Raw genomic sequence first — 24,483 nt, 5'->3', positions numbered from 1 at the left:
ACAACTTTTAATAGGATTAAGAAAGAAGAAGACAGTTGAAATAAAAAAGAGATTACCACCAAATTTGACGAAGAACCGAGATTTGTCTTTTTTATTTCTCATTTCTCATAAAATCTAGATAATGAGTTTATAATCAGTAATATATAGTATGAGAAATGCTTTCTATGCAGGCATTTCTCATTCTTTTTACAGATATTTTAACTAAAAAACGGCTATTTCTCATTCGTTTTTCAATGATTTCTCATACATCTGCCCTGTATTCGTCCTGCATTTCTCATACATTTCTCATGATGATTGCATAGACGATGGTTGCTGATCTTATTTACATTGAAAACAGATGAAAGGTACTTATCATTCAAACAACCCTATGCCGGCATGTTTTTCATTCGTTATCGTCCAGTTATTGATAGAGCATCTCCATCGTTCCACTAGAGTGACGAGGGTTGTTCACTAGAGTGCATAGATTCGTTCACTGGAGTGAAAAGACTTGTCTACTGGAGTGGAACGATTGAGATGTCAGTCAGATAATCCGGGCATGTCGGTTGGAAAACATGAAGAGATAGGTTATATCATACATAAACTATAGCTTTAATACATTCAATATATGAATAAACTAATCACAATCTCCTCTGCACTTCTCACAGTTGCTGCTGTAAAAGCGCAAACGCCCAATATTGTATTTATATTGGCGGATGATTTGGGTTATGGAGACATCTCGGCCTTTAATCCCGAATCTAAAATCCATACTCCTAACATTGACAAACTGGCCGAGCACGGGATTGCCTTTACGGATGCCCATGCTTCTTCCGCTTTATCCACTCCTTCCAGATATTCTCTTCTAACCGGAAGATATCCGTGGCGAACCAAGCTGAAACGAGGTGGTCTTGATGGCGATTCGCCTGCAATGATTGATCCTGAACGTCGCACAATCGCGCAAATGTTTTCAGCGAATGGCTATAATACCGCTTGTATCGGTAAATGGCACTTAGGCTGGGACTGGGGATATACGAACAATGGCAGAAGCATGAAAGATATAGATTTCTCGCTTCCGATCAAGAACGGACCCACCGACAGGGGATTTGATTACTATTTCGGCATACCGGCGTCATTGGATATTTCTCCCTATGTTTATGTGGAAAATAACAAAGCAACCTCTATCCCCGATCATGTGATAGAACCCCAGAAAAAGAATCTGGCATTACTGATGCACGGAGGAATGGCAGGAGCCGATTTCAAGCCGGAAGAATGTTTTCCCAACATCATTCGTCATAGCCTGAACTATATCAATGAGCAGAAAGACAGCAAGAAACCATTCTTTTTATATTTGCCTATTACTGCTCCTCACACCCCTATATTGCCTTCGAAAGAGTTTCAGGGCAAAACCAGTATCGGTCCTTATGGCGATTTCGTAGTCATGATAGACGACATGGTGCGCCAAATCGTAAAAACATTGAAGAAGAACAAGCAACTGGATAATACCATCATTGTCTTTGCTTCGGATAATGGGTGTGCCAGTTATATCGGCGTGAAAGATATGGAAAAGAAAGGACATTTTCCTAGTTACATCTACAGAGGCTACAAAAGCGATATTTACGAAGGCGGACACAGAATTCCCCTTATTGTCTCCTGGAAAGGAAAATATGGGAAAGAGACAAACAACTCTTTAGTTTCATTGATAGACTTTTATGCCACTTTTGCTCAAATGCTTAACCACAATTTGGAGACAGAAGAAGCTGTTGACAGTTACAGTATGTGGCCGATATTGAGTAAGAAAGGTGCTTCTGCGCGTAAGGACTTGGTGCACGAAGCGGGAGAGGGGTATTTGTCTTTGCGTACTTCCCAACTGAAATTGGTATTCTACGGAGGTTCGGGTGGCTCTTCCTATCCTCTCAAACCTTCTGATGTGGCGAAGTTCCCTCCGATGCAATTGTTTGATATCGTGAAAGATCCTTCGGAAAAAGAAAACATTATCGGTGATAAGCGTTACGAAAATGAGGTGAAAGAAATGAAACGGGCTATGAAGCAATATGTAGAGAATGGCCGTTCTACTCCTGGTGAAAAAGTATCGAATGATACGAAGAATAGTTGGAATCAGGTAAAGATCTTCATGCAGGAAGAATAAGCATTTCTGAAAAAGAATATGAATATAAAAAAACAGCACCCTGAATAGACGTCAGAGGTGCTGTTTTAGTTTCAACAAGGAAAAGAGTATTATTCTATTTATTATTTATTATTTATTCAGAGAGTTACAGATCTGTTGGTTGATTTCTCTGACTTTAGCTTCATTCATCTTGATAACTTTACGGTCATAAGTCATCAGACCGTTGATCTCACCTTCTACGTCTGTTGTCTGGGTATATACGGCAGCAGAGAATCCTTTCTGGATCAATTCCAACAGATGTTTGCCATATTTAATGTATTCGTTCGTTACTTCGTCTGATGTATTGAACTTCACATAACCCCAGTTTTTCTTGTCATTCACCCAAGTATTTCCTTCTACTACCAAGCCGATACCTCCATATTCACCCAATACGGTAGCACGTCTCGGATCGTAAAGGAACATGTTCGGACCCGGATAGTGGTGAAGGTCGAGAATATCGCCACAAGTATAGTGATTACCACCGCTGGCAGGATTCACCAGGCGGCTAGGATCGTATTCTTTAGTCCATGCTACGATTTCCGGAGTCTTGAATTGTCCCCATGCTTCATTGAAAGGAACCCATACAGCGATACTCGGATAAGAATACAAACAGTCGATGATTTCTTTCCACTCTTTGCGGTAGTTAGCTTCCGAAGCAGCGGAACGAATCACTTCTCTGCCGTTAAAGTAGTTGCGTGCCTGCCACTGTGGGCTAGGACCACCGTTCGGCATATCTTGCCATACGATCAATCCTAATTGGTCGCAATGAGTGTACCAGCGTGCAGGTTCTACTTTGACGTGCTTACGTACCATGTTGTAGCCGAAGTCTTTCGTCTTCTTCAAGTCATAAACCAATGCTTCATCTGTCGGTGCAGTATATAAACCGTCAGGCCACCATCCCTGGTCGAGCGGACCGAACTGGAAATAGTCTTTGTTGTTCAATTGCAGGCGAGTGATGCCATTCTGACCCTTGCGGATAGAATATTTGCGCATAGCCGTATAACTCTTTACCTGGTCTATTGCTTTTCCGTCTTTATACAGAGTCACTTCCATATTGTAGAGGAAAGGAGAGTCCGGAGACCACAGTTTAGCATTAGCAGGCATTGCCAGTTCAACAGGTACTCCGTTCAACGCTGCGCCTTTGGCTACAAGGTTTTTGCCATCGAATACTTTTACTTCCACTTTGTCTGCGGAGGTCGTATTGGCAGCAACTTCTACCTTAACAGAATTGTTGTCAATATCGGGAGTAGTTTTCAGATTAGTGATGTATTGTGTTGCTACCGGTTCCAACCACACTGTTTGCCAGATACCTGTAACCGGAGTGTACCAAATGCCATGAGGGTTTGCTATTTGCTTTCCTCTGGGTTGTTCGCCACGATCTGAAGGGTCCCATACTTTTACTACCAGGTCATTATTTCCTTTATTAAGTACAGAAGTAATATCGAAATAGAAAGGAGTAAATCCGCCTGTGTGTTCGCCTACTTTTACATCATTCACCCAAACTTCTGCTTTCCAGTCTACTGCTCCGAAATGCAACAGGATTTGTTTACCACGCCAGGCAGAAGGAACGTCGAAAGTACGTTGGTACCACAGTTCTTCTTTCTCGTTTATCATTTTGCCTACGCCTGATAAAGACGATTCTACGGCAAAAGGAACAAGAATATCACCCTGGTAAGCGGTAGGCGTAGGAGTACCTTTGGGAGTGATTGCATATTTCCAAAGCCCGTTCAGGTTTTTCCAGTCGTTGCGCTCCATGATAGGACGCGGATATTCCGGCAATACGTTTTTAGGGTCAAGCTGTTCTCCCCACGATGTTTTGATTTTGTCACCGGCAGGTTTCCATTGAGCAAAAGTCGAACTGCATAAAGCCAATGCAAGCAGCATTGTTAGAAAATTCTTTTTCATGTTCATGGTATAAAAATATAGTTAGTTATTAGATATAAATTCTATTAAAAGGATATTGCAAAGAAAGGGGAATTAAAAGTGAATAAAGGAAAATTACCGTTCAAAAAACAGCAAATTCTCTTCTTTTTTATATAAAGTCCCGTATAAAAGCGGCTTTGGGTAATAGAGAATGGAAGTGATGGTCAGTTTTTGTCCTTTATGGGTTCATGTTAATTAGCGTTTGACTGCTGAATCGTATGAATCAATGTTTTTGTTATTTTTCAGCTATTTTTGTTCCTGATGGTTTGGGCAATATTGTTCCGGTTTTATCCGGTATTCCCAGTATAGGCATCCCATCTTTGTCCCACTCTATTTTTTGTAAACGGGGAGTACGTGAGTCCATTGCACCCGGAGCATCATTCGGTATCTGACGGGCATGATAAAACATATAACATTCCTTTCCATCCGGTGAAGAGACGAAAGAACTGCCGCCGGGGCCAAAAACTTCATTCTCCGGTTCCTGCTGAAATACGGGTGTCGGATGTTTCTTCCAGGAAGCAGGGTCCAACAGGTTGGCATTGGCGTCTGCTGTTAGCAATCCTACACAATAATAGGGAGTCCAGCTACCGCTGGCGGAATAAAAAATGCATACTTTATCTTTATTCTTCGGCTGAAAGAAATGAGGGGCTTCGTTCACATGGATCGGATAGGCTGTTTTGCTGCCATCGGGATTCACCCATTGACACTCCCATTCATATTCAGGTTTGGAAATCAGAACTCTGTCGGAAGAAAGAGTCCACGGATTTTCCATCGAAGCGATGTAAATACATTGTGTCTCGCTGTCAATTCTTCGTTTTTGCCATCCGCACCAAATCATGTAACGCTGTCCGTTGTGTTCGAAAGTACTCGCATGAATTGCCCAGTTGTTATCTTTGTCGGTCGGTATGCGCCCTTTCATGACAAACTTACCCTCTGTAGGAATATCAGCCTCGTTTTCAATCACATAAATCTGGTGATTGTCCATATTACCATCGTCTGCTGCGAAGTAAATATACCATTTGTTGTTGATGCGATGCATTTCGGGGGCCCATAAGTGATGGGAATTGCTTGGATCGGTTGGTATCCATACCGGCTTTCTAAGACTGTCATTCAAATTTGTAATATCACTGGTCTCCCAGAGCATGATTCTGCTTTCAGAGCCTTGCGTATAATAATATTTCCCTTCATAAAAAACAGCCCATGGCTCTGCTCCTCTTTCACGTAGCGGATTTGTATAAGTAGCTCCTGTTACGGCTTCCTTTTCCGGCTCTGTTTTCTTCTTGGGTTGACAGGATGCACAAATAATGACTAAAAGTACGGCTAGTAATAACAATCTGCTTTTCATGGTATTTTTCATTTAATAATGACACTGCAAAGAAAGCACAAAATCCTGATAAATCATCTTTTTTTTGCAGATTGGTTAGTATTTATCCTTAATTGGTTTGTATTTATTGAATTTCTAGTTGTTTTTTCTCATCTTTGTGGCACGAACTTTAAAATTGATATTGTATGAAACTGAAGCACCTTATTCTTCTTAGTGTTATTTGCTGTTCCCAGTCTGTATTTGGACAAAAAGCCAATCAACAACCGAAGACGAGTGGCAATCCTGTATTTCCGGGATGGTATGCCGATCCGGAAGGAATTGTATTTGGGGATGAATACTGGATTTATCCTACGTATTCGGCGCCTTATGACGAACAGACTTTCATGGATGCCTTCTCGTCTAAAGATCTGGTGAACTGGACAAAGCACCCGAAAGTGTTATCAAAAGAGAATATAAGTTGGTTTAAACGTGCTTTATGGGCGCCTGCCGTGATTCATGCGAATGATAAATATTATATATTCTTTGGTGCGAATGATATTCAAAGCAATAATGAACTGGGCGGTATTGGTGTAGCTGTGGCCGACAATCCTGCCGGACCATTTAAAGATGCGTTAGGCAAACCTCTGATTGATAAATTTGTAAATGGTGCGCAACCGATCGATCAGTTTGTTTACAAAGATGATGACGGACAATATTATATGTATTATGGTGGCTGGGGACATTGTAATATGGTGAAACTGGCCCCGGACTTGTTGAGTATTGTACCGTTTGAAGATGGTACCCTTTATAAGGAAGTAACTCCCGAAAAATATGTAGAGGGACCTTTTATGTTGAAACGTAACGGAAAATACTATTTTATGTGGTCGGAAGGCGGTTGGACCGGACCGGATTATTGCGTTGCTTATGCCATTGCCGACTCACCGTTCGGACCCTTCAAAAGAGAAGCAAAAATATTACAGAGAGATCCCAATATTGGAACTGGTGCCGGCCATCATTCAGTTGTAAAAGGGCCGGGAGAGGACGAATGGTACATCATTTATCATCGCCATCCTTTGGGTGAAACGGATGGAAACGCTCGTGTGACCTGCGTTGACCGTATGTACTTTGATAAAGATGGAAAAATAAAACCCATAAAGATGACTTTCGAGGGAGTAAAGGCAAGCCCATTGAAGTAAAATCTGAAAAGTTCAGCCCATCCGTAATTAATATTTTAATAAAGATGGGCTTTTTTTGATTTATTGTTTTATTTTTGTCCTTGTAAATCAAACATACTTATTACAATGAAACCAGATATACACACTCTTTCCGACTCCCTTTTGTGGAAAAGGTTTCTCGAGGGAGATTCGAGTGCGTATACCCAAATCTATAATCGAACGGTGCAAGATCTGTTTCGATTCGGACTATTATATACTTCAGACAAAGAATTAATTAAAGATTGCATACATGATGTGTTTGTGAAAATCCACATGAATCGTGCAAAGTTAGCCCCAACAGATAATATTGCAGCTTATTTGACGGTAGCGTTGAAAAACACTCTTTTTAATGCGCTAAAAAAAACAACAGATTCTCTTTCGTTTGATGAAATAGGTGAGAGAGAAGAGACGGTTGACGAATCCCCCTCCACTCCGGAAACTATATATATTAATAATGAACAGGAAAAACAAGTTCAGGCAACCGTGCATACTATGATGTCTGTATTGACGGACAGACAGCGTGAAATTATTTACTATCGATATATTAAAGAGATGAGTATCGATGAAATAAGTAAGGTGACAGACATGAATAATCAATCTGTTTCTAACTCCATTCAACGGGCTTTGGGACGTATCCGGGACTTATTTAAGAGAAAATAAGAGAGAATAACCAACCTATTTTTCCTGCCTATCAAAAAAAAGTGGAAAAAACTTCGGAAAAGGTGAGTATAAAATGAAAGTACAACTGTTATTCATACGTAAAGACAATGAAAATGATGAACTCTGAACAAAAACATACAGATTTTTCCCTATATACTTTTGAAGAATTCCTTCAGAATGATTTCTTTATTTCTTCCATGAATCATCCTACGGAAGAAACACAGAAGTTCTGGGATGAATTTGAACAGATGAATCCTTCTAATATAGATGAATATATAGCAGCAAAAAGATATTTGGAGGTTTTTTCAAAAGAGAAAGAAGAAGTACTTTCAAATGAGGAAACGGATGATTTATGGACTCGTATACAGGCAACCAATATAAATAAGGAGAAGGCGAAACGTAAGAACTATTTCTTAATAGGATTGAGCTCGGCGGCTAGTGTTGCTATTCTTGTGGGATGTTTCTTCTTATTAAAGAGTTATTCTTCGGTGCTGGATCCGGATATTGCCACTTTTGCAGTGAATACCAAAGCTGATTTGCCTCTGACGGAAGAAACACTGTTGATTTTGGCGGAAGATAACGTAGTGAGTCTGAAAGAAAAAGAAACGGAGATTACGTATGATTCCGTAGAAATCAAAACAAATCAGGAAAGTATACAAAAGGAAAAATCGGCAGCTTACAATCAATTGGTCATTCCGCGTGGAAAGCGATCGGTGTTGACGTTTGCCGATGGATCTAAAGTCTGGGTGAATGCCGGCACGAGAGTGATTTATCCGGTAGAGTTTGAAAAAGATAAACGTGAAATCTATGTGGACGGAGAAATCTACATAGAAGTAGCCAGAGATGAAAACCGCCCTTTCTATGTGCGGACCAAAGATATGAATGTCAGGGTGCTTGGTACTAAATTTAATGTAACGGCGTATGAGTCGGAAGCAATTAGAAGTGTAGTGCTGGCGCAAGGATGTGTTCAGGTAGAGACAGCCCGGACTCCGAAAGCGATTTTGGCTCCTAATCAGATGTTCAGTTCTGCCGATGGAAAGGAAAATATATCACAAGTAGATGTAGAACAGGCAATATCGTGGATAAATGGACTCTATTGTTTCCAAAGTGCCGATTTGGGAATAGTCTTGCAACGCCTGTCTACCTATTATGGTGTGAATGTAGAATTTGACCCAGCGCTAAGTAAAATAAAATGTTCCGGAAAAATCGATTTGAAAGACAGCTTTGAAACAGTTATTAATGGATTAACCTTTGTTGCACCAATTTCTTATGCCTATGATGAACAATATAAAACGTATCGAGTAGTAAAGAAATAGATATAAAAAATAAGATAATAAACTAATCTAACTCCCTTATTTTATGGTAATTATTGAAGAGAGTGGATGATACGAACTATCATCCAGATGGGATTTGTGCGCCCATGAATGTTTAGATACAGAAAATAATATTATGAGAAATTTTTAACATGTTTAATATGAAAAATGCAATTAGAGAACGAAAGAGTAAGGTTCTCGGGCTATTCCTGTGCTTTTTACTTCTCGGAATAGACTACTCTTTCGCAAGTTACAACAATTATTCTCAATTTAAGACCCTTTCGGTCAGCGTGAGTAACTCGACGTTGAGAGAAGTGCTTAAAACAATAGAGAAAAGTAGTCAATTTGTTTTCTTCTATTTAGATGACGCTGTCAACTTAGAACGTAAGGTATCTATCGACAGTAAGAATAAGAATATAGAAGAAATCCTTTCTGAACTTTTCGAAGGTACTTCGTGTACTTATCGGATCTCTGACAGGCAAATATTTATTTCCGGAAAAGCCCCTGCTTCAACCGAACAGCAACAGAATAAGCGGAAAATATCCGGACGTGTCACTGATATAAAAGGAGAGCCGCTTATTGGGGTGAACGTTACTGTAGATGGAGATGCAAACGGTTCGATTACGAACATGGATGGTTTGTATGAGATATTCGTAACCAAGAAGAGTGTAGTGCTTAAATTTACCTATATCGGGTTTAAAACTTCTGAAATACGAACCAATGCCTCGACCAACATTTATGATGTCACCTTGGAAGAACAGGTCAACGAATTGGAAGAGACTGTTATTGTGGGTTATGGTACCCAGCGTAAAATAAGTAATATCGGTGCACAGTCTTCTATGAAGATGGAAGATATTAAGACGCCTTCTGCCAGTTTAACAACTACATTGGCAGGTCGTTTGGCGGGTGTTGTGGCTGTACAACGTACAGGAGAACCGGGAAAAGATGCTGCTGATATCTGGATTCGTGGTATTTCCACTCCCAACACTTCTTCTCCGCTAGTATTGGTGGATGGAGTGGAACGTTCGTTCAATGACATCGATCCGGAAGATATTGAATCGTTGACAACGTTGAAAGATGCATCAGCAACAGCTGTGTATGGTGTACGTGGTGCCAATGGCGTAATTTTGATTAAAACCAAACCGGGAAAGGTAGGAAAACCGACAGTGAGCGCGGATTATTATGAATCGTTTACCCGTTTCACGAAGATGGTCGATTTGGCAGACGGTATCACTTATATGAATGCAGCCAACGAGGCAATGCGTAATGACGGTATTGCTACGAAATATACAGAAGATCAGATACGTAACACGATTGCCGGTAAGGATCCTTATCTATATCCGAATGTGGATTGGTTGAAAGAAATCTTTAATGATTGGGGACATAATCGCCGTGTGAATGTAAATGTACGCGGTGGTAGCGAGAAAGTCGCTTATTATGCATCAGTCAGCTACTTTAATGAGACAGGTATGACGGTGACTGATAAGAATATCGACACCTATGATTCTAAAATGAAATATAGCCGTTACAACTTTACTACCAATTTGAATATCGACGTAACTCCTACTACTAAGGTCGAGATCGGTGCGCAAGGTTATCTGGGAGAAGGAAACTATCCAGCCATCTCTTCTGCCGATTTGTATAATGCGGCAATGTCTATCTCACCGGTTGAATATCCGAAGATGTTCTTTGTTAACGGAGAAGCCTTTGTGCCGGGAACTTCAACCAATAACAACTTTAATAACCCTTATTCACAGGCTACACGTCGTGGTTATGACAACCTGACGAAAAATCAGATTTACTCTAATTTGCGCGTCACACAGGATTTGGATATGCTCACGAAAGGACTGAAACTGACTGCTATGTATGCATTCGACGTATACAATGAGATACATGTACATCAGGACCGTGCAGAGTCTACCTACAACTTCCTGGACACTAGTGTTCCTTACGATATGAATGGACAACCTATTCTGCAACGTATTTATGAAGGAAGTAACGTGTTAAGCTATAAACAGGAAACGAGTGGTAACAAAAAGACCTATTTGGAGGCTTCCTTGAACTATGACCGGACATTTAACGACGATCATCGTGTTAGTGCTTTATTCCTGTTCAATCAGCAATCCAAACTATTATATCCGAAAGGGACATTGGAAGATGCGATTCCGTATCGTATGATGGGTATTGCCGGTCGTGCCACTTATTCATGGAAAGACCGTTACTTCGCAGAGTTCAACATCGGTTATAACGGTGCCGAGAACTTTTCGCCTAAACATCGTTTCGGAACTTTCCCTGCATTTGGTGTAGGATGGGTTGTTTCAAATGAGAAATTCTGGCAACCTTTGTCGAAGGCAGTTTCTTTCTTGAAGATACGTTATACGGATGGTAAAGTGGGTAATAGCGAAGTTTCCGACCGTCGTTTCATGTATCTGGATCAGATGAAAGAAAATGGAGACTATGGTTATAAATTCGGACCGAATGGAACTAAGTGGTCCGGTTATGAAACAGTGAATATGGCTGTTGACCTGATTTGGGAAGAATCTCGCAAACAAGACTTGGGTATTGACCTGAAGCTATTTAATGACGATCTGTCTATTGTATTCGACTTGTTTAAAGAACGTCGTGAAAACATCTTGTTGAAGCGTGAACATTCTATACCTTCATTCTTGGGATACAACACATCTGCTCCTTACGGAAACATCGGTATCATAGAAAATAAGGGATTTGACGGAACGATCGAGTATAACAAGCGTATCAATAAAGACTGGGTAATTGCGCTTCGTGGTAATGTCACCTTTAATAAGGATAAATGGATTCAGGGAGAATTGCCGGAACAGAAATACGAATGGATGAACCAATATGGGCACAACATCAATGGAGTGAAAGGATATGTTGCCGAGGGGCTGTTCACTCAAACTGAAATAGATGATATGGCACGCTGGGAATCTTTGTCGGATGCCAATAAAGCCATTACTCCCAAACCGTTTGCATCACAGTTTGGAACAGTGAAAGCCGGAGATATCAAATACAAGGATTTAAACAATGACGGTCAGATAGACGCATACGACCAGACTTACATTTCTCGTGGGGATGTGCCGACAACTGTCTATGGTTTCGGATTTACAGTAGGTTGGAAAGACTTGTCTGTGGGTATGATGTTCCAGGGCGTAGCAGGAGCCGAACGTGTTTTGAACGGTAGCAGTGTTAATCCGTTTAATGGCGGTGGTGGTAGTGGTAACCTTTACTCTAACATTGGCGACCGTTGGACAGAGGAAAATCCGGACCAGAATGCCTTTTATCCGCGTTTGTCTTATGGAAGTGAAACAACCAGTAATATTAATAACTTCCAGAAAAGTACCTGGTGGGTACGTAATATGAACTTCCTGCGTTTGAAGACATTGCAGGTCTCTTATAATCTGCCTAAACCCTGGGTGAATAAAGTTCATCTGAAGAATGCGGCTGTATATGTAATGGGAACTAACCTGTTCACTTTGAGTCGTTTCAAATTGTGGGATCCGGAGTTAAATACCGATAATGGTGCTTCTTATCCGAATACGACTTCTTATTCAGTTGGTATTAATTTCACATTCTAAACAAAAAGATAATGAAAAAATATAATTATATAATCGTTAGTTTGCTGGCGTGTCTCTTGACGACATCTTGTAATGACTATTTTGACCAGGTGCCTGATGACCGTTTATCACTCAAGGAGATTTTCACAACCAGAGATGGAGCCTTGCGGTATCTTTCGAACGTATACACATTCTTACCGGATGAATTTAACCAACGTCAGGTGCACGAAACAAGTCTGTACCGTACTCCCGGTCCCTGGACAGGCTCCAGCGACGAAGCAGAGTGGACAAATGACAATAAAGGGAAATTGATAAATAACAATTCAATCGATGCTACCGAAGGAACGATGGTATTGTATCGCTGGAAGAGCTGGTTTTCAGGTATTCATGAAGCGGCAGTATTTACAGAAAATGTAGATCAGGCACCGCTGACTGTTACAGAAAGAAATCAATGGAAAGCGGAAGCAAGAGCTTTGCGGGCGATCTACTATTTTTATTTAGTACGTACTTATGGTCCGGTTCCTTTGCTTGAAAAGGACTTCCCGATGGATACTCCGAGCGATGAGTTGCAACTCCCGCGTAATACGGTAGACGAGTGTTTCGATTTTATCGTATCAGAACTGAAAGGTGCGCAAAACGATGGTTTACTGGATGATGCTTCTACCGACAAAGTGTCCGGATATGGCCGTATTGATAAGGCGATTACACAGGCGTTTATCATCGAGGCATTGACTTATCGTGCCAGCTGGTTGTTTAATGGAGAGTGCAATTACTATTCAGACTTGGCTAATACGGACGGAACAAAACTGTTCCCTAACAAACCGGACGAAGCTACCAAACGTGCCAATTGGCAGAAAGTGATTAATGAATGTAACACTTTCTTCTCTAATTACGGAAGTCGTTATCATTTGATGTATACCAATAAGGACGGTGTTTCTGTTTCCGGTCCGGACTCGGAAGGCTTCAGCCCGACGGAATCTTATCGCCGTGCAGTAAGAACCCTGTTTTCTGAAATGGGTAACAATAAAGAAATGATTTTCTATCGTTTGGATAATGCTGCCGGAACCATGCAGTACGACCGTATGCCGAATAGATCCGGTAATACGACCAACTATAGAGGTGGTAGTTTGTTGGGAGCAACCCAAGAAATGGTAGATGCCTATTTCATGTCAAACGGAGAATCTCCTATTTCCGGTTATAGTGCTGACGGAGTCACTCCGATTATCAACGAAAAATCCGATTATGTAGAAGAGGGAGTTTCTACAACAGAATACAAAGGAACAGACGGTACCTTATATGCACCGGCAGGAACCAGAATGATGTATGTTAATCGTGAACCTCGTTTTTATGTAGACATAACCTTTAGTAATTCAAAATGGTTTGATGGAACAGAAGGCGATTATATAGTAGATTTCACTTATAGCGGAAGTTGTGGTAAAGAACAAGGTAGCAATGACTATACAAGTACAGGCTATTTGGTGCGTAAAGGAATGGATTCCGGCGATCGTAACCAGAACTTGGTTTGTGTGCTCTTGCGTCTGACTAATATTTATTTTGACTATATCGAAGCGCTTGCGCATGTCAGCCCGACTCATGAAGACATCTGGACGTATATGAACATGATCCGTAAGCGTGCGGGTATTCCGGGATACGGTGAAACAGTCAATTTGCCTAAACCGACTACAACGGAAGAAGTCATGGAGCTGATTCGTAAGGAGAAACGCATTGAGTTGAGTTTCGAAAACTGCCGTTATTTTGATGTACGTCGCTGGGGATTGGTAAATGAGTATTTCAACAAAGCAATTCACGGTATGAATGTCAATTATGACGGAAATGAATTCTTCAAACGTACGGAGATTGTGAAGCGTATTTTTGACCGTCAGTACTTCTTCCCCATACCACAGGGCGAAATTGATATTGATAAAAACTTGGTTCAGAATACAGGATTCTAAATACTGATTATAAAATAGAAATTATGATGAAACAATATATTTTCTCTGCAGTTTGTCTCATGTCCGGTGCCCTTTGTATGTCCTCTTGCAATGAGGATAAACAGGCAAAGCCATATACCCCGGATTACGAGATTGTACCGGAGTATACCAATGCGGATACCTGGACTGCCTATGAAGCATTTAATGATAACTTGCTGGATCCCGATAAGAATATTTATAAAACAAGTACCGCTTATACTGCTGCTACCGACCGTAATAACGGAGCTGCCGCTATCTGGTGCCAACCGATCTATTGGGATATGGCCATGAACGCATATAAACGTGCAAAAGCGGAAGGGGATACGGAAAGAGAAAACAAATACAAGCAGTTGTGTGATGATTTGTTTGCCGGAAATAAAGCACATTATGTAAACTTTGATTTCGACAATAATAATGAGAATACCGGCTGGTTTATCTATGATGATATACAGTGGTGGACCATTACTTTGGCACGTGCTTACGAATTATTTAAAGTGGAAGAGTATCGCAGTCTGGCAGAAGCAAGTTTTGCACGTGTATGGTACGGTTCTCCCCGCGTAGGTGATACGGGTTCTTATGCAGATCCTGAAAAGAATTTGGGTGGAGGTATGTTCTGGCAATGGCAGCCTATCGGCAATCCGAATGAAAATGCTGCCGGTGATGGTAAGATGGCTTGTATTAATTTCCCGACTGTGGTAGCTGCATTGACCCTTTACAATAACGTTCCTACCGATCGTGTGGCTGATCCGAATCCGGAAAGCTGGAGTAATAAGTACGGTGATTTTACCCGTCCGCATTATGAAACGAAGGAAGCTTATCTGGCAAAAGGAAAAGAAATCTATGAATGGGCTGTGAAGAATCTGGTAGACAGCAATACCGGAGAGGTTGCCGACAGCAAGCATGGTGAAGGCAATCCGGCATGGTCGGACCATGTATACAATCAGGCCACTTTTATCGGAGCTTCATTATTGCTTTATAAAGCTACCGGTGAGAAAACATATTTGGACAATGCAATTTTAGGAGCTGACTATACAATGAATACCATGTCCGAAACGTACGATTTACTGCCGTTCGAGAGTGGCGTGGAACAGGGTATTTATACCGCTATCTTTGCGGAATACATGGCCATGCTGGTAAATGATTGTGGCCAGACCCAGTACGTACCGTTCTTGAAACGTAACATTAATTACGGCTGGGCTAATCGCGACCAGACACGTAATTTGTGTGGTGGCGAATATCATAAGGCACAGATAGAAGGTGCTACTATTGACAGCTATAGTGCATCCGGAATACCGGCATTGATGTTGTTGTTTCCGGCAGATAAATAATTGTAACCCATAAAAAAGAAGAATAATGAATACGAAATATTCAAATTGGAAAATGTGGTATTATGTGTTATGCATGGTACTGACACTTCAATTGGCGGCTTGTTCTGAAGAAACGCATGACGAGTATACTGCGGCTCCTGAAATAGAAGATACCTATATCGACCAACTGGATGCATTGATTGCTGAAATGACCGATTTGCAGCAAAATTCAGACTACGGAGATAAGAAAGGACAGTACCCCACCGAAAGCCGGGCAATTCTGACAGATGCGATAGATGATGCCAATCGTGCGGTACTTTTAATCAAATATCAGCAACCCTCTCCGTCGGAAAGTGAGAAACAACGCTATGTGGCAGAAGCCAAGGCGTCTATAGAACAGTTCAAGAGTACGATCCGTACAGAAGATGCTGAAACAACACCGGCTGAACTGTTTGTGGACGGACGTGGTGATGGTGGTTCTTATATCGATTTCGGACGTAGCGAAGAATATGTCAATTTCGGAACCGAAGGAAATCAAGCCTTTACTGTTGAGTTTTGGGTGAAAGTAACCAAAGGTGGTGGAAAAGACCAGAATGTGTTCCTGTCAACTTACATGGGCGGTGACGGATGGCGTAATGGCTGGATGATGTACTGGCGTAATGCAGACGGTGGTATTTATCGTGCAACTTGGGGCGAAACAGGAGGAAATATCTGTGAACCGTCACTAAAGGCACCGGAAGATGGAGAATGGCAACATTTCTTGTTTGTGTACAGTGATAAAGGCTTGCCGGGCAGTCCGGAGCTTCGTGCGAAATTATATGTGAACGGAGAAGTGAAAACAACCGAAGGAAGCGTGGGTAGCAGATTCTATAATTCAAGCAACTATGCCAACTATAATGCCCCGATGACTGCTTTCGGACGTTATATGCGTACCAGTGATAATCTGTTTGAAGAAGGCTTTGCCGGTTATATGAAGAAAATCCGTATCTGGAAGAGCGCAAAGGATAACGAATATGTTCAGAATTCTTATAACGGAACGGCTGAAGTGACGGGTAAAGAAGCAGATTTGGCGGCAGCATGGGATTTCATGACCAAACCTTCCGGTTCGGGTAATGAAGTAATAGACCTGACAGGTCGTCATACTGCTAAGATTATCGGTACTTACGAGTGGCAACGTATTGTTGAATAATAATGTAAAAACGATGAAAAACATGAAATGTTTAACTAATAAATGGAGAGAGGGAGCAATGCTCCTCTCTTTCCTCCTGATTTCTAGTCTGGCAGGGATATTTACCGCTTGTGACGATATTGAAGACGAGTATATAACAGATACACAATTAAGTATCTTACAGGAAAGTCGTGCGTCATTGAACTATTTATTGAAGAATTCAACCTACGGAACTGCTCCCGGAACATATCCTGAAACCGGAAAGGATATATTAAATGCTGCTATTACCGAGTTGGATGCACTGATAACACGGGTAGAAGCTGGTGAGGAATTGGATGAAACAACTTTGGAAGCTGCTGTAGCAAAGGTAAATCAAGCGATTGACGAGTTTAAAAATTCAAAATATTATAATCTGTCTCCGGAAGCACAGCAATATATCAATAATTTACTGGCTAAGGCAGATGAAATACTTGCAATCGTTAATGATGAAACGAAGTGGGGAAATCATCAGGGACAATATCCGGTAGAAAATAAGTCGGTTTTGGAGAGTGCAGCTAAAGACTTGGAAAGTCTGGCTGAAAGAATCAAATCCGGTTCCATCACAGATATGACGCAGGAGATTTATGATGAGGCTATTGCTGCTGCCGATAAGAAAGTAGAAGAAGTCGAAGATTCTGCATGGCCGGATAACAGTCAGATTACCTGGAATCTGTTTGTAGATGGAAATGCCGGTTCCTATATAGACTTTGGTTATAGTGAGGATTATGTGAAGTTTGGAGAGGATGACAATCAGGCATTTACGATTGAACTTTGGGTGAATATCAAAGAATATTGCAATAAACAGGGAGAAGACAACTGTACTTTCCTTTCTACCATGACAAACGATCCTTATTGGAGCGGATGGCGTGCCCAGGATCGTACGAAGGGATTGTTGAGAACAATGGTTGCTCACTGGCAAGATAATAATCATACAAATCCACAAGAATGGGAACCGGGATGGAAAAAGTCGGACAACTGGACCAAAGATCGTTGGACGCATTATGCATTCCTGTTCAGGGATAAGGGATTGCCGGGATTTGATACTCCGACAGATGTGAAGTGTTATTCCATGATTGACGGTACGAGGCAAGGAGATCCTATTCGTGTGGGTGAGTCTTGGAGAACGTATATCAATGAACAATCCATAGCCAATCAGATTCGCATGACGGGATTCTGTATGATGGACAAAAATGGAAATCGTAACGAATGGTTCTCCGGTTACATAAAGAAGATACGTATCTGGAAAACAAATCGGACAGAAAATCAGGTATATGCTTCTTATATGGGTAATGAAGAAGGTGTAAGTGCCGATAATCCGAATTTGGTAGAAGCCTGGGATTTTGAAGTGAAAGGTGATCAGCCTACTCAAAGTGCTACCAGCACAATAACAGGTTTGAAAGGCCATACGGCAACATTGGTTGGTGATAACTGGCAATGGATTGAATCCACAGATATTACAGATAACAAATAATTGTTTACCGGAATGAGTTTTCAATAGGTAGATTAAATATTCCCCTTATCTCTGTCATAAGGACAGAGTGAGGGGAAATTATTCTCCAATAACCCTTTATTAATCCTTTATTTTTATTGTAGAAAAGTGTTTTGGTCTGTATTTGTTCTTTATTGAATAAATATTATCGTTTTTTTTCAGCTATTTCTGCAATCTTTGTAACAGGAAAAATACTATAAACTTATAAACTATCATGAAAAGCAAAATTCTTTTGGCTCTGACACTACTATTGGGAGTATCAACTACCACATGGGCAGTCGGTAATTTAGGAAAAGCAAACCAGAAGAAGCATGTGTATACGAACGAAGATGTATGGGCAGCTTATGAAGGATTTAATAATACACTACTAGACTCCAATAAATATATTTACAAGACAAATTCGTCCTATCCAAGTGCTGTTGACCGTGGCAATGGAGCAGCGGCTATCTGGTGTCAGCCTATTTATTGGGATATGGCAATGAATGCCTATAAACTGGCAAAGGCACAGAAAGACAGAAAGAAGACAAGTTATTATAAAACACTCTGCGAGAAAATATTCGCAGGGAACAAAGCGCAATATTGCCAGTTCGATTTTGATGATAACAATGAAAATACCGGCTGGTTCATCTACGATGACATCATGTGGTGGACTATCAGCCTAGCACGCGGCTACGAACTTTTTGGAGTGGATGAATATCTGAAACTCTCGGAAGCTAGTTTCAAACGGGTATGGTATGGCTCGGAAAAAGTCGGTGATACCGGCTCGTATGACAAAGAAAACGGAGGTATGTTTTGGCAATGGCAACCCATTCAAAATCCGAAACCGAATAAATTCGGTGATGGAAAGATGGCATGTATCAACTTTCCGACAGTTGTTGCAGCATTAACCCTCTACAATAACGTGCCTGAAAATAGAAAAGAATCGACCGACAAACGGCCGGATTATCAGACGAAAGCTCAATATCTTGCCAAAGGTAAAGAAATCTATGAATGGGGAGTGGAAAATCTCTTGGATAAAGCAACAGGAAAGATTGCCGATAGCCGTCATGGAAATGGCAATCCCGCATGGAAAGCACATGTATACAACCAGGCAACCTTTATCGGAGCGTCCATACTGCTTTATAAGGCGACCGGAGAGAAACGTTATCTGGACAATGCTATTCTGGCAGCAGACTATACAGTGAAAGATATGTCTGCAGAACATAAAGTGCTACCTTTCGAAGGTGGTATTGAACAGGGTATCTATACTGCCATCTTTGCGGAATATATGGCATGGTTGGTGTATGATTGCGGACAAACCCAATATCTCCCGTTCCTGAAACGTACCATCAAAACAGGTTGGGCAAACAGAGATAAGACACGGAACGTATGTGGAGGCGAATACTATAAAAAGTTGCCGGAAGGTGCGGAAATCGACAGTTATTCTGCTTCCGGTATACCGGCATTGATGCTTTTGTTTCCGGCTAAGAAATAAATAGAAAACGACGGAATTTGCGTAAAATAGATTAAATAAACAGGTGATTTAAATTATGAAACAACAACTGATGATGCTGTTACTGGGAACAGCTTCTGTATTTTGTAGCTGTGAGACCCAGGTAGAACAGCACGAGAAGAATGAATTACGTGCTCCGGCATATCCGCTGGTGACAATTGATCCTTATACTAGTGCATGGTCTACTACGGACAATCTATACGACAGTCCTGTAAAACATTGGACAGGCAAGGATTTTTCTTTACTTGGTGTTGCAAAAGTAGACGGACAAACCTACCGTTTCATGGGAACGGAAGAACTGGAACTACGTCCTTTGGTAAAGACATCCGAACAAGGTAGCTGGACAGGAAAGTATACCACTCAACAGCCTGCTGACGGATGGCAGAATGCCGGATTCAATGATAAAGCCTGGAAAGAAGGCGAAGCTGCCTTCGGAACCATGGAGAATGAACATACAGCAAAGACTCAATGGGGTGAAGAATTTATCTGGGTACGCCGGGTAGCTGATATTCAGGAAGACTTGACAGGAAAGAATGTATATCTTGAATTCTCTCATGACGATGATGCTATTATTTATATCAACGGCATCAAGGTAGTGGATACAGGCAATGCTTGTAAAAAGAACGAACGGGTGAAACTGTCGGAAGAAGTAGTAGCTTCTTTGAAACCGGGTGAAAATCTGATTGCAGGTTATTGTCATAACCGGGTAGGAAACGGACTGTTGGATTTCGGATTGCTGGTAGAACTGGACGGTTACCGTTCTTTCCATCAAACAGCGCAACAAACTTCTGTAGATGTACAACCCATGCAGACTTATTATACATTTACTTGTGGTCCGGTAGATTTGAAACTGACATTTACCGCTCCTATGTTCATGGATAATCTGGACTTGTTGTCACGTCCTGTCAACTATATCTCTTATGAAGTAGCCTCCAATGACGGAAAGAAACATCAGGTTGAACTGTATTTCGAAGCATCTCCGCAATGGGCAATCGACCAACCTCACCAGGAATCTGTTGCCGACAGCTTTACTGACGGCGATTTGTTATTCCTTCGTACCGGAAGCCGCAATCAGGATATTCTGAAGAAAAAGGGTGATGATGTTCGTATCGACTGGGGACATTTCTATCTGGCAACTGAAAAGGAAAACAGTACTTATGCAATCGGTGACGGCAGAGAGCTGCGCAAGAATTTCGTAGCCAATAAACTGGAAGCTCCTACCACAAACGGTTATGATAAACTGGCTTTGGTACGTTCATTGGGCGAAACACAAAAAGCTGATGGCCACCTGTTGATCGGATATGATGATATTTATTCTATCCAATACTTTGGTGATAACCTGCGTCCTTACTGGAACCGTGAGGGCAATGAAACGATTGTTTCCCAATTCCAGAAAGCGGAGAAAGAATACAAGACACAAATGAAGAACAGCGCTGCTTTCGACAAGAAGCTGATGGAAGAAGCTACTGCTGCCGGTGGACGTAAATATGCCGAACTTTGTGCATTGGCTTATCGTCAGGCATTGGCTGCACACAAATTGGTACAGGCTCCGAACGGCGACTTGGTATTCCTTTCTAAGGAGAACTTCAGTAATGGTTCCATCGGAACAGTCGACCTGACTTATCCGGGAGCTCCGTTGCTTTTATACTACAATCCGGAATTGGTGAAGGCTACCATGAACCATATCTTCTATTATAGCGAAAGCGGAAAATGGGCGAAACCATTTGCTGCACATGATGTCGGTACTTATCCATTGGCTAACGGCCAGACTTATGGCGGTGATATGCCGGTAGAAGAATCGGGTAATATGGTAGTATTGGCTGCTGCCATTGCAAAGGTAGAAGGTAATGCAGATTACGCACAGAAACACTGGGAAACCCTGACTACGTGGACAGACTATCTGGTAGAGAACGGACTTGATCCGGCCAACCAACTTTGTACCGATGACTTTGCAGGTCACTTTGCACACAATGCCAACCTTTCTATCAAAGCAATCATGGGTGTTGCTTCATACGGTTATCTGGCAGATATGCTGGGCAAAAAAGACGTGGCTGAAAAGTACACACAGAAAGCGAAAGAAATGGCTGCCGAATGGGTGAAAATGGCTGATGATGGTGACCACTATCGTCTTACATTTGACAAACCGGGAACATGGAGCCAGAAGTATAACTTGGTGTGGGATAAACTGTTGAATCTGCAAATCTTCCCTAAAAATGTTGCAGAAACGGAAATAGCTTACTATCTTTCGAAGCAAAATAAATATGGTCTTCCGTTGGATAACCGTGAAACATACACAAAGACCGACTGGATCATGTGGACAGCTACATTGGCAAATGACAAAGCTACCTTTGAGAAATTTATCGAACCCGTATATCTGTTTATGAACGTTACACCTAACCGTGTTCCGATGTCCGACTGGGTATTTACAGACGAACCGAATCAAAGAGGCTTCCAGGCACGTTCCGTTGTAGGTGGATATTATATCAAAATGCTTGAAGGAAAACTGATTAAATAAAACAAAAATACCATGAAGAAACTAGCTCTATTCGCTTTTACGTTACTTAGTGCATGGGCTATGACTGCAAAAACAATTACCGGACCGGTGGACTATGTTAGTCCGCTGGTTGGTACGCAGTCAAAGCACGCATTATCTACCGGAAATACTTACCCTGCCATTGCGCTGCCTTGGGGAATGAACTTTTGGGTTCCGCAGACTGGTAAAATGGGTGATGGATGGGCCTATACGTATGACGCTGACAAGATCAGAGGATTCAAACAAACCCATCAGCCAAGTCCCTGGATCAATGATTACGGTCAATTTGCCATCATGCCGGTAACCGGTAAGGCAGTATTTAATCAGGATGAGCGTGCCAGTTGGTTCTCTCATAAAGCTGAAACGGCTACTCCTTATTATTATAAAGTATATCTTGCCGATCATGATGTAGTGACCGAAATTGCTCCGACAGAGAGAGCGGCTGCTTTCCGTTTCACTTTCCCCGAAAACGACCACTCTTATGTAGTGGTAGACGCCTTTGATAAAGGTTCGTTTGTGAAAGTAATCCCTTCGGAGAACAAGATTATCGGTTATACCACTAAAAACAGCGGTGGTGTTCCTGCCAACTTTAAGAACTATTTTGTACTAGTATTCGACAAACCGTTTACTTATACGGCTGCCGTAGCCAGTGGTGTGATTGACACCAACAAACTGGAAGCGACAGACAATCATGCCGGTGCACTGATCGGTTTCAAAACCCGCAAGGGCGAACAGGTAAATGTGCGTGTAGCTTCCTCTTTTATCAGCCCTGAACAGGCGGAACTGAACTTGAAAGAGCTGGGTACGGACAATGTTGAACAGATTGCAGCGAAAGGCCGCAAGGTATGGAACGATGTTTTAGGACGTATTGAAGTGAAAGACGATGATATCGATCATTTGCGTACCTTCTACTCTTGTCTGTATCGTTCAGTATTATTTCCCAGAAGTTTCTACGAGATAGATGCCAAAGGAGACGTGATGCACTACAGTCCTTATAATGGCGAAGTGCTTCCGGGCTATATGTTTACCGATACCGGTTTCTGGGATACGTTCCGTTGTCTTTTCCCATTCCTTAACCTGATGTATCCATCCATGAATACGAAGATGCAGGAAGGATTGGTGAACACTTATAAAGAAAGCGGATTCCTGCCGGAATGGGCAAGTCCGGGACACAGAGGTTGTATGGTTGGAAACAACTCTGCTTCCGTAGTTGCCGATGCTTACCTGAAAGGATTGAAAGGATACGATATCGAGACATTGTGGGAAGCCGTGAAACATGGAGCGAACGCAGTGCATCCGAATGTTCGTTCTACCGGACGATTAGGACATGAGTATTATAATAAATTGGGATATGTGCCTTATAATGTAGGTATTAACGAGAATGCAGCCCGTACACTGGAATATGCATACGATGACTGGTGTATCTATCAATTGGGCAAAGCCTTGAAGAAACCGAAAAAAGAGATTGAAATCTTTGCAAAGCGTGCAATGAATTATAAGAATCTCTATGACCCTAAACATAAGTTGATGCGTGGCAAGAATGAAGACGGTACGTTCCAGTCTCCGTTCAATCCGTTGAAGTGGGGGGATGCCTTTACGGAAGGTAATAGTTGGCATTATACCTGGTCGGTATTCCATGATCCTCAAGGTCTGATTGACCTGATGGGAGGTAAAGACGGATTCAACCAGATGATGGATTCTGTATTTATCCTGCCTCCGATTTTTGATGAAAGTTATTATGGAGCCGTTATTCATGAAATCCGTGAAATGCAGATTATGAATATGGGTAACTATGCACATGGCAACCAGCCGATTCAGCACATGCTTTATATGTACAACTATTCCGGCCAACCCTGGAAAGCGCAACATTGGATTCGTGAAGTGATGGACAAACTTTATACCCCTGCTCCCGACGGTTATTGCGGTGATGAGGACAACGGCCAGACTTCTGCCTGGTATGTATTCTCGGCAATGGGATTCTATCCGGTATGTCCGGGTACGGATGAATATGTTTTGGGTACTCCCTACTTCAAGGAGATGAAGTTGCATCTGGAAAACGGAAAGACGGTGACTATCTCTGCTCCGAATAACGGAGACGATAAACGTTACATTTCGTCGATGAAATTGAACGGTAAAGAATATACCAAAAACTATCTGACTCATCAGGATTTGTTGAATGGCGCTAGCATTTCTTTCAAGATGGATGCGAAACCCAATCAGCAACGTGGTACCAAAGAGACCGATTTCCCTTATTCTTTCTCTAACGAATTTAAAAAGAAGAAGTAATCATGAAGAAACAGATCAAATATATCAGCGCAGGTATGCTGGCAGGTATGCTTCTCTGTGGCGGGGAGCTGCAA

14 protein-coding genes are annotated in these 24,483 nt (G+C 41.7%); 12 read left to right on the top strand and 2 right to left on the bottom strand.

What is annotated here, in order from left to right:
- Positions 1-604: 604 nt before the first annotated feature.
- Positions 605-2,122 (top strand): sulfatase-like hydrolase/transferase, encoded by a 1,518-nt coding sequence (locus tag AB5217_RS04970; RefSeq protein ID WP_004299524.1) that lies wholly within the window; start codon positions 605-607, stop codon positions 2,120-2,122.
- A gap of 108 nt (positions 2,123-2,230) precedes the next feature.
- Here AB5217_RS04970 and AB5217_RS04965 read toward each other — a convergent pair whose 3' ends face one another.
- Both AB5217_RS04965 and AB5217_RS04960 read right to left on the bottom strand, forming a co-directional pair.
- Positions 2,231-4,045, bottom strand: a complete 1,815-nt coding sequence (locus AB5217_RS04965) for a glycoside hydrolase family 2 protein (protein ID WP_032845987.1) — start codon at positions 4,043-4,045, stop codon at positions 2,231-2,233.
- A 253-nt stretch (positions 4,046-4,298) separates the two neighbouring features.
- Positions 4,299-5,408 carry a family 43 glycosylhydrolase gene (locus AB5217_RS04960; RefSeq protein ID WP_032845985.1) on the bottom strand — a complete coding sequence of 370 codons (1,110 nt, stop codon included), beginning with the start codon at positions 5,406-5,408 and terminating at the stop codon, positions 4,299-4,301.
- 164 nt (positions 5,409-5,572) lie between these two features.
- Between AB5217_RS04960 and AB5217_RS04955 the strand changes: the two genes are divergently transcribed.
- The 11 genes from AB5217_RS04955 to AB5217_RS04905 all read left to right on the top strand — a co-directional run bounded on the left by AB5217_RS04955 (position 5,573) and on the right by AB5217_RS04905 (position 24,409).
- Positions 5,573-6,562, top strand: a complete 990-nt coding sequence (locus AB5217_RS04955; protein ID WP_004299528.1) for a glycoside hydrolase family 43 protein — start codon at positions 5,573-5,575, stop codon at positions 6,560-6,562.
- 105 nt (positions 6,563-6,667) lie between these two features.
- Positions 6,668-7,240, top strand: coding sequence for an RNA polymerase sigma factor (locus tag AB5217_RS04950; RefSeq protein WP_032845984.1), 573 nt, complete (start codon positions 6,668-6,670; stop codon positions 7,238-7,240).
- A 113-nt stretch (positions 7,241-7,353) separates the two neighbouring features.
- Positions 7,354-8,556, top strand: coding sequence for a FecR family protein (locus tag AB5217_RS04945; RefSeq protein WP_032854579.1), 1,203 nt, complete (start codon positions 7,354-7,356; stop codon positions 8,554-8,556).
- 158 nt (positions 8,557-8,714) lie between these two features.
- Complete coding sequence (locus AB5217_RS04940) at positions 8,715-12,146, top strand: TonB-dependent receptor (protein WP_032845090.1); 3,432 nt, start codon at positions 8,715-8,717, stop codon at positions 12,144-12,146.
- A gap of 11 nt (positions 12,147-12,157) precedes the next feature.
- Complete coding sequence (locus AB5217_RS04935) at positions 12,158-14,077, top strand: RagB/SusD family nutrient uptake outer membrane protein (protein ID WP_032845088.1); 1,920 nt, start codon at positions 12,158-12,160, stop codon at positions 14,075-14,077.
- 23 nt (positions 14,078-14,100) lie between these two features.
- Positions 14,101-15,423: a glycoside hydrolase family 76 protein gene (locus AB5217_RS04930; RefSeq protein WP_032845089.1), complete on the top strand. Its 1,323-nt coding sequence runs from the start codon at positions 14,101-14,103 to the stop codon at positions 15,421-15,423.
- A gap of 25 nt (positions 15,424-15,448) precedes the next feature.
- Positions 15,449-16,591 (top strand): DUF4972 domain-containing protein, encoded by a 1,143-nt coding sequence (locus AB5217_RS04925; protein ID WP_004322386.1) that lies wholly within the window; start codon positions 15,449-15,451, stop codon positions 16,589-16,591.
- 22 nt (positions 16,592-16,613) lie between these two features.
- Positions 16,614-18,080 (top strand): DUF4972 domain-containing protein, encoded by a 1,467-nt coding sequence (locus AB5217_RS04920; RefSeq protein WP_195647054.1) that lies wholly within the window; start codon positions 16,614-16,616, stop codon positions 18,078-18,080.
- A gap of 232 nt (positions 18,081-18,312) precedes the next feature.
- A complete protein-coding gene (locus tag AB5217_RS04915; protein WP_042994022.1) occupies positions 18,313-19,572 on the top strand; it encodes a glycoside hydrolase family 76 protein in 1,260 nt (419 codons plus the stop codon).
- A gap of 55 nt (positions 19,573-19,627) precedes the next feature.
- Positions 19,628-22,105, top strand: coding sequence for a glutaminase domain-containing protein (locus AB5217_RS04910; protein WP_195647055.1), 2,478 nt, complete (start codon positions 19,628-19,630; stop codon positions 22,103-22,105).
- Between the two features lie 12 nt (positions 22,106-22,117).
- Positions 22,118-24,409 carry a GH92 family glycosyl hydrolase gene (locus AB5217_RS04905; RefSeq protein WP_195647056.1) on the top strand — a complete coding sequence of 764 codons (2,292 nt, stop codon included), beginning with the start codon at positions 22,118-22,120 and terminating at the stop codon, positions 24,407-24,409.
- The last annotated feature ends 74 nt before the right edge of the window (positions 24,410-24,483 follow it).

This window comes from Bacteroides sp. MSSM.1001136sp1_RTP21357st2_D2_RTP21359_211015 (assembly GCF_040913205.1).
Classification (GTDB): Bacteria; Bacteroidota; Bacteroidia; order Bacteroidales; family Bacteroidaceae; genus Bacteroides; species Bacteroides ovatus.
This window is presented reverse-complemented; position numbering and strand designations above follow the sequence as displayed.